Here is a 13,371-nt window from a genome sequence, read left to right as displayed (position 1 = left end):
AAGTAGTGCAAAGTACGTAAATTCCTAGACATAGTGGTGCTTAAAGCGAAATTACGCCCTCAATTTTACTTACCTCTTTGTATTTGGCAATCACAGCGTCAGGATTTTTCATATTGACCAAAATAGAAACGCTGGTGTAGGTGCCTTTACTAGATTCCTTGGTCTTGATCACTGCACCCGTATTATCAAATATATCCTCAATCGCCTTAATCTTCTTACCTTCACTAGGTACGATAAACTTATATAGATATTTAGAAGGCCACAGGGTTGTATCTGATAATTGGGCTTTCAACCGCTGGTAAAACTCGTCTGATTTATTATTGTCCATACTCTTCTTAGATTACAAATATAATCCATGTCTATGGTGTCCACTATGTCTATAATTAGTTATTTTGTGATCGTATGAAAAAGATACAAAGAATATTGATCATGGGTGGCCCTGGTTCAGGCAAAACCACTTTGTTAAAGGCCATAGAGTCTGCTGGCCATCACGTGCACCACGAGATATCCCGTGAGGTCACGGCACGAGCGCAGGAAAAAGGAATACAGCAATTGTTTTTGGAAGATCCTATGGCTTTCAGCAATGAATTGCTGGCCGGACGTATTGAGCAATTTAAGAACCCTGTACCTGGATTGAATTTTTATGATCGTGGGATTCCAGACGTACCCGCCTATCATTTGTTTACGGGAGACGACATACCGCAGGAATATGTAAATGCCTGTATGCTGTACACATACGACCAGGTATTTTTTCTTCCTCCCTGGGAAGAAATATATCAGAGCGATGCCGAACGCTACGAGGATTGCGAACAAGCGGTAGAATTGGGCGATATACTAGTGCGCTATTATACTGATTTAGGATATAAGCCTATAACAGTACCTAAAACCAATGTGGAACAACGCCTGACGTTTATAAAAGAGCAATTAGATTATTGATATCTCATTCCCTAAATATTCTACGCCGTTTTTTCGGCTATGATAATTTCCGCCCGAACCAGGCCGAAATTATTCAAAGTCTCCTCGAAGGCCGGGATACTCTCGCCTTGCTTCCCACAGGGGGTGGTAAATCCATTTGTTATCAAATTCCAGGTATTCAGTTGCCAGGTATTTGCATCGTCGTTTCACCCCTTATCGCTCTGATCAAAGATCAGGTAGAGCAATTAAAAAACAGAAATATCAAAGCCATAGGGATCGTGGGAGGCATGTCTTCCAAAGATTTGGACGATGCGCTAGACAATTGCATATATGGCAACTATGACTTTTTGTACTTGAGTCCAGAGCGATTACAGCAAGATCTTGTAAAGGAACGTTTACTGAAAATGAATGTCAACCTGATTGCCATAGACGAGGCACATTGTATCAGTGAATGGGGACATGATTTCAGACCCGCCTATCGCCAATTGAACTTCCTCAGAGAACTACATCCTACAGTTCCTATGCTGGCGCTAACGGCTACAGCTACTCCTAAAGTTCAAGAGGACCTAGTACAAGTATTGGAGATGAAGGACCCAAAAGTGTTTAAATCCAGTTTTGAACGCCCTAACATTGCCTATCAAATTAAAAAAACGTCGAGCAAAAGTCAGGCTTTGATTGATTTTTACCATAAATATCCAGGACCAAGTATCAGTTATGTGCGCAGCCGAAAGAACGCCATAGAGTTTGCTCGGTTGTTGCAGGAGCATCAGTTGTCTGCTACCTATTATCACGGTGGCTTGACTGCGACGCAAAGGGAAAAAGCCTCTAATGGTTGGATGAAGGGTACGCCAGAGATCATGGTAGCTACCAATGCTTTTGGAATGGGTATTGACAAATCCAATGTGCGCAGCGTGGTGCATTTGCAATTGCCGGATAGTGTAGAGAGTTATTATCAGGAAACCGGTCGTGCAGGAAGAGACGGCCAAAACAGCGTCGCCAGGTTGATCTACAATGTCAATGACCTTGAACACGCCTACAACCAGTTTGTCAAAAGTCAGCCAACGGTAGATGATTTGAAGAAGGTTTACCGCAAGTTGTCCAATTATCTCAACATTGCGCTGGGAGAGGGCGGCCAGCAAACTTATCCCTTGTCATTCTCTGAATTTTGTGGGACTTATGGGTTTAACGGTTTACAGTGTTATAATGCTCTTCTTGCCTTGGACCGTTATAGCATTATTAGTTTATCCCAAAGCTATCGCCGCAGATCAGTGGTAAGCTTTCGCGAAAGCGGAAACCGCATAACTGATTTCACCCAAACACGGCCATTGGAACACGCCATCGTACAATCCGTATTGCGCACCTATGGTTCCAGTCGACATCAAAGTATTGAAGTCAACACAGCGCTGGTGGCGGCACGCAGTAAATGCAAGGAAGAAGAGGTGATTGACGCCTTGAGGTTACTGGAACGTCACGAACTCATCGATGCACAGATTCTGGACTGTGACACTCAAATCACCTATCTGGAACCCAGGGATGATGATCGTACCATCAATAGGTTTGCTGGAATATTGAAACAGCAAAACCAACTTAAGATGGATAAGCTACAACAGCTGATTGGAATATTAACACAGGAAAAGCAGTGTATTAACCGATTGTTATTGGCTTACTTTGGCGAATCGATCAGGCAAGACTGTGGCCGATGTTCTGTATGCAAAAAGTCTAAGGGAACGACTCGCCTAATGCATGATAAGGTCTTACATTTGTTACAAAAAGAATCCAAAAGTCTGCAATCCATCAGCAACGAGTTGGAGGTAGATATACAGGACTTGGTGCCGATGATCAGAAGTTTGCTTGAACAAAGACTAATCCGAATAACCACAGAGAATAAATACCAAGTAATATGAGTAAGAGTTTGAAGATCGCTTTTTTTGGCACACCTGAATTTGCCACCGGCGTGTTACAGGAACTACATCACTCCCGCCATGAAGTAGTTGTGGTGATTACAGCGCCTGACAAACCTGCTGGAAGGGGACGTCGCATACATGAAAGCGATGTCAAACAATACGCCGTGCAAAATGAAATACCAGTCCTTCAACCCACCAATCTAAAATCTGAAGATTTTGTGGCAGAGCTAAAGACTTTTGGTGCGGACTTACAGGTGATCGTAGCTTTTAGAATGCTTCCTAAAATCGTTTGGTCCTTACCTCCAATGGGAACTTTCAATCTTCATGCTAGCTTACTGCCACAGTACCGAGGTGCGGCTCCTATTAACTGGGCTATTATTAACGGAGAATCTAAAACAGGAGTCACCACATTTTTTATCGATGAAAAGATAGATACAGGGGCGATCATCCAGCAGCGGGAAATACCCATAGAAAAAGATGAAAATGTAGGGAGTTTGTATAAAAAACTGATGGAACTGGGAGCAAAACTAAGTTTGGAAACCGTCGATGCTATTGCAGACGGGCAAGTAGAAACCATATCACAACAGGAACATCAAAATCTTCAACCCGCACCTAAGCTCAACCCTACCAATACTACATTAGATTTCAGTCTTACGGCACGAGAAGTTGATGCGATGGTAAGGGGGTTATATCCTTATCCTGTCGCCAAGGCCTGTTTAATTAATGGGGAGAGGACACAAGTAAAGATTCATAAAACCAAAGTGGTTGAAAAAAAACACGCCATGTCTCCCGGAAGCATAGTTGTCGAGGATCGTAAAATAATGGTGGCTTGCGCCACAAACCTGATAGAAATTGAAGAAATACAATTACCGAATAAAAAACGTATGTCGGTAAAAGATTTGCTTAATGGTTACTCAATTAACGCTGAGGCCAGATTTGACGTGGGGTAGATAAAAACCTCCATGATTTACACTAAGTTATCAACAATCCGTCGGTTTTATGAACATTCTACCGAGTTTTCCGCAGTATTACTTGCATGATCGCATAATCCGTATAAATTTGTCAAACGTTTTAGTTTAACCAACATTAATTTAAACACTATTATGAACAAAACAGATTTAATCGAAGGAATGGCAGAGCACGCTGGCATCTCCAAGGCAGCTGCAAAAAAAGCATTAGAGTCTTTCTTAGGAAATGTTGAGAAGTCTCTTAAAAAAGGTGACCGTGTGTCTCTAGTAGGATTTGGATCTTTTTCCGTTTCCAAAAGAGCCGCTCGTGAAGGAAGAAATCCTCAAACAGGAAAAACTATCAAAATTGCTGCTAAGAAAGTAGTAAAATTCAAAGCTGGTAGCGACCTTCAAAAAGCAGTAAACTAGGTATTTTAGTTTATCAAAGGATTAAGCTCCATTTCAGATGACTGAAATGGAGCTTCTTTTTTGAGTTGTTTTTTACCGTTCATTGGTGTCTCAAATGTTAATATTTTAAGAAATCGCTTGTTTCAAAAAAAATTGAGTATGTTTAAATAATATTAGATGCTTATGAAACAAGTCTTACCAGAAAAAGGGAAGCTTCTGATATCCGAACCTTCCATCATCGGTGATGATTCTTTTTCTAGATCCGTCATACTCCTTACAGAGTTTAATACTGAAGGTGTAGTAGGTTTTATCCTTAATAAACCTCTTGATTGTACGCTGGACCAACTAATTCCTGAGATCTCACTTAAATTGGAGGTTTACCAGGGTGGCCCGGTAGAAATGGATAATCTTTATTTCTTACACAACATCCCGCATTTGATACCAAATTCTCATTTGATAGAAGATGGTATTTATTGGGGAGGAGATTTTAATGTGGTGAGTGCCTTGATCAATTGTGGCACAATCACCGGGAATGAAATTAAATTCTTTTTAGGTTATTCAGGTTGGGAACGCAGTCAACTGGAGACTGAGTTGGATGGAAATTCTTGGGTCGTAGCTAAAAATACAGATAGCAAGGAATTGTTATCGGATAACATGCACGATATCTGGAAGCGGAATATGAAAACACTGGGTGGAGCCTATGAACTCTGGTCGAATGCTCCAGAAAACCCTTCTTATAATTGATTACTTAAATAGACCATCATTGATCAGTGACAGTAGCTCATCTGCTGTTTCTTTGTTGTATTCCTTCTTGCGATATTGACCTACGCTTTGGATTCCCTGAATGACATTGGTGGTGAAAAGTTCGTCTGCTCTTTGTAACTCAAATGGTGTGATGGTTTCTTCCACCACTTCGTAATTGAGCATCTTTTTAATTTGGTTGATCACCTTTTCCCGCATGATACCATCCAAACACCCATCCTGTATAGGCGGTGTTTTGATCACTTTATCTTTAACAAGAAACAGATTCCCTGAAATCGCCTCAACAATCATCTTTTTTTCATTCATCAACAACATATCATCATAGTCGTTCTCTGATGCATATATCCCAGCCAGTATATTTACAGCTTTGTTGGTAGACTTGATCGAACTCAACAATTGGGCATAGATATAGTGGTCCTTGAACAACTCGATCAGTTTGGGTCGGTCGTTGGTGTATGGACCTTCCAGCGTACTCACCTGCATGGAAAATCCTACGCTCTGGTTGGTCGGCGTATAAAACCCCTCTGCTACACGCCATACACTAATACGCAGTCTAGCGTGATCTTTCAATTGATGCACATCCAATAGTCGCTGGGTTTGTTCGGCAAAATATTCTGGGGTGAAGAATGAAGGAATTTCCATGCGCAGGATACGCATGCCCGACATTAACCTGAAATAATGCTCCTCTAAAAACATCACTTCATTTTGATAACATCTTAAGGTCTCAAAAATGCCATCTCCATAATAAGTACCCCGATTATTAAACGGGATGACTGCTTCATCGGTGGATACGAGTTCCTTATTTAATATGATCATCGTTTGATATAAAAAAAGCCCTGAAAATCCAGGGCTGCAAATTTAGTGTTATTGATATACTTATCGGGATCCCAGTACTTTTTTTAAGGTGCTAATTTGGTTCTCCCAAAACATTTTTTGTTCGTCTACCTCGTCTTCATCATCGCCAAAATCTGTAATCATTAAAGATACGTCTTTGGTGATCTCATCCACTTGAATTCTCAATTCAAAGTACTTTTTGGTATCCTCATCATAATCCCATTGGAAACGGGCTCTTTCCTCACCTATACGCTTTACAATTTTGGCTTTTTCTTCTTGTCCGTCCCAAATAAATCTAAAATACTCTCCCCTACTGTTAACATTGTCTGCAAACCATTCAGACATTCCAGAGGGAGTGGCAATATGCTGATATAATAAGGAGGGAGAAGCCTGGATGGGAAACTCTAGGTCAAATTTGATTGGTTCTTGCATTGGTTTGTGTTTGCTGGCAATATAGAACATAAACTTTTACAGTAAAAGTGAATTTGCCCAAAAATTAACAAGAGTGTTGTTTGGTTTAAAAAGATAAATAAACTTATATTTGCAGCCGCTTAAAACAGCAATGACGTAGGTCATAATGGCGTGGTAGCTCAGCTGGTTAGAGCGCAGCACTCATAATGCTGAGGTCGGCGGATCGTGCCCGCCCCACGCTACAAGACTCCTCTACTTTTTTTGTAGGGGAGTTTTTTTTCGCTTTAAGCGAAAGAAAAGATTAGTTTCCCTGTACTTGTCAGAAAATAACTTTGATCTATAGGTCGGTGATAACCGATGCTTTAAAGACTGCGCTCGTAACAGTCAATTTTTTGATGTTGGATCCCGATTTAAGAAAGTCCAACTCCATTCATTTAACCCTTATGGTTTTAGAAGCCTTGGACAGTCAATATTTTTATTGCTCATATAATATATCGACTTATTGACGTGTTGTTCCTCTTTTAACCAATGTAGATTTTAAAGTATGTACTCTGGTGACCTTGACCTCGTCTTTATTCTTAATCAGGTTATGCATGCGTATAAAAGCTTTTTTACCCAACTCTTCGGCATGTTGATCGACGACTGTCATTTTTGGAAAGGCGTATCTGGCTAGTGCTCCATTGGAATAACAGATGATCTGTAGTTCTTCAGGGACTTTGATTCCAAGCTCCTGAGCTTTGTTCAACGTATGGACACCTGCCAGCTGGTCTAGCGCAATCACCGATTGAATCCCATCATATTTTAAGGCATCTTCCATGCGTTGGAGAAAACGTTCTTCTTCTACCTCCGTGATATAATTAAAGATCACATCCTGATGTTTGGAGAGTTGCTTGCGGATTCCTTCCTCTCTCAAACGGCCAACGCTGAGTGAGCTAATGGTACTTGCCATACAAATATGTCGATCGCCACTTTCCAGGAGACTTTCAACCACCCGGCTTCCAGACAAATAATCATCATTGACAATCTTGTCACATTCAAGGTGGTCTACTACCCGATCAAACATGACCACAGGTTTACCAGAAGCGATAAGTTTTTCAAAGTGATCGTAAGATTCGCTTTCTTGAGTTTCTCGCGCCACTGCAATGATAAATCCATCAATTGCGTCTGTGTCTAGGGCACGTATATAGTCTATCTCTTCCTCCAGCGACTCATGGGTAATGGCTGTAACCAGCTTGAACCCCTGTGACCTTGCCTCGTTTCCCAAACCGTTAAGTACCATGGCAAAAAAGTCGTTTTTTATATCAGGAATTAATACCGAAATGGTTTGCTGGATCCCAGAAGTAGAAGGACTTTTATATCCCATCTTTTGGGCTGTTTCGGCCACACGTTGGGTAGTCTCTTCACTAATTTCGTTGCTTTTATTCAGGGCCTTTGAGATGGTAGAAACCGATAACTCCAATTCTTCGGCGAGCTGCTTGAGGGTGACCTTGTTCTTTTTCATGAATATTGATCCGTGAGGTAAAGATAAGAGGTTCGTCTTGGATATCCATAGTAAGCTAATAAATACACAAATGCTAATTCATAATTTTACCATAAGTTAATTAAATCGTTTAAAGGCAAATTTAAATGCCGTTTATGGAGTAAATAATTGCTGGATTTATCGATAAAGTGCACTTTAATTATGCTGTTTAGCGATTTTATAGTTCAAAATTAGATTTTAACGATGAACGACCCGTAGATTCGTGCGATAGGAACCCTAATTCCATAACGCATGAAAAATTTTACTCATTTCCCTAAGTACAGTTTTTTTTCTTTGGCCTTCGCCTTCTTCGTTTCGGCAATGGCTAATGCCCAGAGCAGCCAAGTCAATATGGAGATTGATTGGCCTGCCTATTCGGGAGAAAACTATATCATTATGTACGACCCTAGTGGTACTGAGATTGGACGCTACTGTAATCCAGCCGAATGTTACACAGGTTCATCAGTATCTTACTACACTAATATTAATCTAGGATGTCTTCCCAACGGTAATAATTATCGAGTGCGACTCTACGACCGTGCCAATGATGGTTGGGATGGTGGCGGAGACATGACCATTACTGCCGGCGGAGCCACAGTGCTCAATGCCAGAATTAATGGCTCACAGTCTGGAACTGACTTTTTTTTCAACGTCAATGGTGGTGGCTGTGGTGCCACAGGACCTGAGATCAACATTATAGGGAATGGAAATGGTATCGTGGATGGCGACAATACACCCGACACTAATGACAACACAGACTTTGGGACCGTTGATGGGAACAATTCCCTTTCCCAAACTTTTTCTATTCAAAACACAGGTAGTGGCGCACTTACCTTGACAGGTAGCCCGGTGATACAAATTACTGGAGCCAATGCTGGTGACTTTAGTGTTTCCAGTGCTCCTGCTACAACGATTGCTTCCGGTGGTTCTGAAAACTTTACTATAGTATTCTCTAGAGCCACATTGGGTACGAGTAATGCCACTGTTACCATAGTATCTGATGATGCAGATGAAGCGAACTACAATTTTGATATTCAAGCTACTTCAGCTAGTCCAGTTTCTACTATTTTCTATGAAAACTTCGACGATGGTGCTGCAGGTTGGAATTCCAGTACCAATGGTGGATTTAGATGGAGTGTAGGTACGGTAGCCAATGAGCCTGGTGAAGGAAATTACTGGTACACTGACAATTGGAACAACTATCCAGCAGGAAGAAGTGCTAGCGTGACTGGCCCTACTATTTCTACCGTAGGCTATTCAGATCTTAACTTATATATTGACTTTAGAACTAACACCAATGATACCGATGATGGTATGCGTGTAGAATACAGTGCAAACAATGGAACTACATGGAATGTTTTAGGTAGTGATACTTCAGGAACGAACTGGTATAACAGCGGTGATGTGGATGGTTTTGCCAATAACGCCGATGCTTGGACTGGAGATAATTCCAATCTTGGCTCGAGTTTGAGCAGATTTGAAGAAGCATCACATGCACTTCCTGCCGTACTTGAAAACAATCCAGCCGTAAGATTTAGAGTAAGTTTTGCCAGTGACGGAGACGGCACAAGAGACGATGGAGCCTTGTTTGACAACATCATTATTACTGGACGACGTACTGTTGAGCAGTTTGCTCCGGATGGACCAGCTGATGTAAATGATCAGCTAACACTGTGGTTGCGTTCCACAGATATTCCTTCCACAGACGGTACTACACTGACTACTTGGGAAGACCTAGCCTTTGATAATGATGCTTTTGAGGCAGCTGCCAATGCTCCCAAATATGCCAATAACGTAACCAATAATATTAACTTTAATCCAACTGTAGCTTTTGATCGTTCACAGCAACAACACATGCGTGGAAAAGGAGGATTCAATTCAAATGATTATTGGATCGTTGTACGCAGTACTATAGATATGACCAATTCGCTAGCTGGTGAAACCATGTTGATTGGTGCTAAGTCTGCCCCCATCAATCCCGCGAAAGATCCTTCTGGATTGGGTTGGGGACCAGTATCCGTACGTTTTGATGACGAAGTATTGGCGCATAGTGTTGGTACCGTTTCAGAAAATGACCCTACTGATGGAAGTTATGGTCGATCGTTTTCTAATACAACGCGAACTTTTGATGATGTTCATATTGTTAATGTCAAAAACAACCCTGCCAATAACTCTACTGAGATCTATCTCAATGGTAGAAAGATTGATAACCAAACGGGAGTAACTCAAGTCAGCAGACAAACACTTGATTTCCACGGATACACTAACCGCCCGTATTATCTAGCTGCAGGTCGTTACCAACTCAATGGCTTGCCTTTTGAAACCCACTTGAATGGTGAGATCACTGAGGTATTCAGTTACAGAGATCGCAAAAGTGAACTTGTGCAGCAAAGAATCTATTCTTATCTAGCCATTAAAAATGGGGTTTCCCTGCACAACCCCACCAGTACCGCAGATGATCATGCAGCCGACTGGGATTACCTCAATGCTGATGATGCAGTGATTTGGGATTATTCAAACAACACCTCATTTAATTATGATGTTGCTGCCATCGGAAGGGATGACAAATCTGAATTATTCCAAAAACAATCCAAAAGTGAAAACTCTACAAGTATTGTAGCCCTAGGACTGAATCGAGTTGAAGATTTGGGTACGCAGAATAGCCAGACTTTTGAAAATGATCAAGACTTCCTTTTCTGGGGACACAATGGTCAAGATACCAATGCTTCTGGAACAATCATCAGTCACGATATAGGAGTAACTGATGCGGTGACAACAAACATTACGGTAATGAACCGCAAATGGAAAGCTAATGAGGTGACCACTACAGATGTACCTACCACTGAAATGAGGGTTGAGACCGCAGATTTCGCCGGACTTCCTGCTCTTACAGCCAATAGAGCCTACGTGCTATTGGTGGCTGATGATGCTAACTTCACTACTGGTTTAGAAACTAGATTCTTTGTTGAAGATGGTATATATCAGCGTACTAAGTATGACTTTGATGGAACTAAATATTTTACATTAGGAATCACCGAAGTTACATTTGAAGACCGCAGTGTAGTGTTTGACGGTGTGGATGACCATATCACAGTGGATAATCCACCAGGATTAGGAAGTACTTTCTCTTGTAGTGCATGGATCATAAGTGAAGGAAACAACGCTACGAACACGGAACGTACGATTGTAGCTAAAAGAGAAAATGGTACCGGTTTCCAATTATCTCTAATGACTGACAATCACATTGCCTTGCGATGGAATGCGACCACGCCTCAAGAATTAATTTCTAATACAGCCCTGAATGATGGAACTTGGAGACATATCGGGTTCTCTTACGACGGTGCCATAGCACGGATCTATATTGATGGTGTGCTAGACATTGAAGCAACACTGGAAGCACCAGATCCTGATGGAAACCTTTTGGGAATCGGAGCACGTATAGACGCTGACGAGACTACTTATGATCATTTTAAAGGTGAAATCGACGAGATAAGAATGTGGGGGATTGCGCTAACCGCAAACCAATTGCGTTACGTGATGAACCAAGAATTACGCGATGAATCAGACTTTTTGGCTGGTTCGGTGATTCCTAGTAGTATAACCAAAAACGAGATCGCAGGGATCCCCTACTCGTCCTTGAAAGCTTATTATAGCATGAACAGCTTCTTGGGTACTTCACTCAATGACCAATCGGTCAACCAAGGACATGGTAGAATGGGGAATGAAAATTATTTTGAGCTGAGAAGCCAAACTGCCCCGCTTCCCTATAGATCTGCCGCCGATGGTGATTGGGAGGATACAGCGAGCTGGGCCAACGGATCCAGATTACACACGCCTGCGAGTACACGTGTAATCAATGGAACTGTACATAGTATCGACTGGAATATTGTAGCCACAGATCACGCGGTTACGATTGATCATACAGATGCTACCGTATTGGGCTTATTTGTTGATACCGATCAGCTTACCGTTGATAATGATCACGGTCTGACAGTTACTCACTTACTGGACCTACAAAGTAAAATAGATTTGATTGGGGAATCTCAATTGGTACAGACGACTGACAGTGACTTGGCGACTACCACCACTGGAGTCTTGGAAAGAGATCAGCAAGGTACTGGGGTAACATTTGACTACAATTATTGGTCCTCTCCTGTGAGTTTGATTACAGATCCCAATACTAATAATGGATTCACATTGAATCAAGTATTTAAGGACGGGACTTTAGTCGATAACCCACGCGATATTAACTGGACAGCATACAATCAATACAACGGTGCTCCAGGAAATGCAAGCACAGCGGCTTCCATATCAACCAGATGGATCTATAAATATGGTAACCTAACCAGTGGAACTTATTCAAACTGGGAATATGTAGGCCAAAATGGTGCCTTGCAACCAGGTGAAGGATGGACAATGAAAGGAACTGATATAACTGGTGAACAAAACTATGTTTTCCAGGGTAAACCCAACAATGGCGATATCAACCTTCCTATTAATACTGGAAATGACTACTTGATAGGGAACCCTTACCCTAGTGCTTTGGATGCTCACGAATTTATCGCTGACAACCCAGAGCTGGATGGTACCCTTTATTTCTGGGAACACTGGGGCGGTAATACGCATGTCTATAGAAATTATCAAGGTGGTTATGCCATGTACAATTACTCTGGTGGAGTTGGTAATGCTACCTTAGGTACTTCCCACCCTGATATCAATCAAGGAGGTATCGCTACCAAAGTGCCTGAACGATTTGTGCCCGTAGCACAAGGGTTCTTTGTCACTGGAACTAATGATGGGAACATCAGATTCCGCAATGATCAGAGACAATTTGTAACAGAAGCTTCTGGTGGTAGTATTTTTGTAGCTGCTCCAGGCAGCGGGGCCTTGGCTGATCCTTATGGAGATTACAATACCATAACCGATCCGAGAACCAAATTCAGAATTGGATTTGATGGACCCAATGTGATCCACAGACAATTACTACTTACATTAGACCCTAACGCCACTATGGGTTATGATAGAGGTTTTGATGGTAGGAGAAATGATGAGCAAATGGATGATATGGCCTTTATCATTGGAAATGAAAAAGCGGTGATCCAAGGTATACCAGGACTTAGCAGTACTATGGAATTACCATTAAGTGTAAAAGTTTTAAGCTCAGGATCAATTACCATTAAATTGGATGGAATTAAAAACGTAGATCCGAATCAGAAATTTTTCCTTAAAGATGCGGTAGACAACACGTATACTGACTTGATGAATGGTGATTACGTGAGTCCAGTTCTAAATAGCGGTATTTACGACGACAGATTCTCTATCGTATTTGAAACACCATCTACCCTAAGTAACAGCGATGTGGTACTTGCCGAAGGGGACTTGGTTGTCTTTACACCAAGCGGTGAGAACAGCTTGAATGTAAGAAGAGCCCAGGACCTGGTAATTGAAACGATGTCCCTGACCAATATGCTAGGGCAACAAGTGATTACCTGGGATGTATCTGATCAACAAGGTGTGATCGCTGTATCCACCGAGGGAATAGCCAGCGGAAGTTACATTGTAACCATGGACACTAATTTTGGTCCACAATCCCGTAAGGTGATTATCCAATAAAATAAAGTTTACATCCATAAAAAAGCCTTTGAAATTATTCAAAGGCTTTTTTTATAAT

10 protein-coding genes and 1 tRNA gene are annotated in these 13,371 nt (G+C 41.6%); 7 read left to right on the top strand and 4 right to left on the bottom strand.

Annotated elements, in window-relative coordinates; all coding sequences use genetic code 11:
* Nucleotides 1-40 precede the first annotated feature (40 nt).
* Nucleotides 41-328, bottom strand: coding sequence for a DUF493 family protein (locus EGM47_RS13580; RefSeq protein WP_124981375.1), 288 nt, complete (start codon nt 326-328; stop codon nt 41-43).
* Between the two features lie 74 nt (nt 329-402).
* Between EGM47_RS13580 and EGM47_RS13575 the strand changes: the two genes are divergently transcribed.
* The 5 genes from EGM47_RS13575 to EGM47_RS13555 all read left to right on the top strand — a co-directional run bounded on the left by EGM47_RS13575 (nt 403) and on the right by EGM47_RS13555 (nt 4,918).
* Nucleotides 403-936, top strand: coding sequence for an AAA family ATPase (locus EGM47_RS13575; RefSeq protein WP_124981374.1), 534 nt, complete (start codon nt 403-405; stop codon nt 934-936).
* Nucleotides 933-2,819, top strand: coding sequence for a RecQ family ATP-dependent DNA helicase (locus tag EGM47_RS13570; protein ID WP_124981373.1), 1,887 nt, complete (start codon nt 933-935; stop codon nt 2,817-2,819). Before EGM47_RS13575 ends, EGM47_RS13570 begins: the two co-directional genes overlap by 4 nt.
* A complete protein-coding gene (gene fmt, locus EGM47_RS13565) occupies nt 2,816-3,769 on the top strand; it encodes a methionyl-tRNA formyltransferase (RefSeq protein WP_124981372.1) in 954 nt (317 codons plus the stop codon). Before EGM47_RS13570 ends, fmt begins: the two co-directional genes overlap by 4 nt.
* Nucleotides 3,770-3,922: 153 nt before the next feature.
* Nucleotides 3,923-4,195, top strand: a complete 273-nt coding sequence (locus tag EGM47_RS13560; protein ID WP_124981371.1) for an HU family DNA-binding protein — start codon at nt 3,923-3,925, stop codon at nt 4,193-4,195.
* A gap of 162 nt (nt 4,196-4,357) precedes the next feature.
* Complete coding sequence (locus EGM47_RS13555; RefSeq protein WP_124981370.1) at nt 4,358-4,918, top strand: YqgE/AlgH family protein; 561 nt, start codon at nt 4,358-4,360, stop codon at nt 4,916-4,918.
* On the opposite strand, the gene EGM47_RS13550 is transcribed toward EGM47_RS13555, so the two are convergent.
* Nucleotides 4,919-5,752: an aminotransferase class IV gene (locus EGM47_RS13550; protein WP_124981369.1), complete on the bottom strand. Its 834-nt coding sequence runs from the start codon at nt 5,750-5,752 to the stop codon at nt 4,919-4,921.
* A 60-nt stretch (nt 5,753-5,812) separates the two neighbouring features.
* Nucleotides 5,813-6,202 carry an START-like domain-containing protein gene (locus EGM47_RS13545; RefSeq protein ID WP_124981368.1) on the bottom strand — a complete coding sequence of 130 codons (390 nt, stop codon included), beginning with the start codon at nt 6,200-6,202 and terminating at the stop codon, nt 5,813-5,815.
* Nucleotides 6,203-6,349: 147 nt separating this feature from the next.
* Between EGM47_RS13545 and EGM47_RS13540 the strand changes: the two genes are divergently transcribed.
* Nucleotides 6,350-6,423 (top strand) — tRNA-Met (locus EGM47_RS13540).
* A 257-nt stretch (nt 6,424-6,680) separates the two neighbouring features.
* Here the strand turns inward: EGM47_RS13540 and EGM47_RS13535 are convergent.
* Nucleotides 6,681-7,682, bottom strand: a complete 1,002-nt coding sequence (locus EGM47_RS13535; RefSeq protein ID WP_124981367.1) for a LacI family DNA-binding transcriptional regulator — start codon at nt 7,680-7,682, stop codon at nt 6,681-6,683.
* A 270-nt stretch (nt 7,683-7,952) separates the two neighbouring features.
* On the opposite strand from EGM47_RS13535, the gene EGM47_RS13530 reads away from it, so the two are divergent.
* Nucleotides 7,953-13,313, top strand: a complete 5,361-nt coding sequence (locus tag EGM47_RS13530; RefSeq protein ID WP_124981366.1) for a LamG-like jellyroll fold domain-containing protein — start codon at nt 7,953-7,955, stop codon at nt 13,311-13,313.
* Nucleotides 13,314-13,371: the final 58 nt, after the last annotated feature.

The sequence above is a fragment of the Nonlabens xiamenensis genome, assembly GCF_003865345.1.
GTDB lineage: Bacteria > Bacteroidota > Bacteroidia > Flavobacteriales > Flavobacteriaceae > Nonlabens > Nonlabens xiamenensis.
Note: the sequence above shows the minus strand (reverse complement) of the source record. Positions and strands in the feature narration are given on the sequence as shown.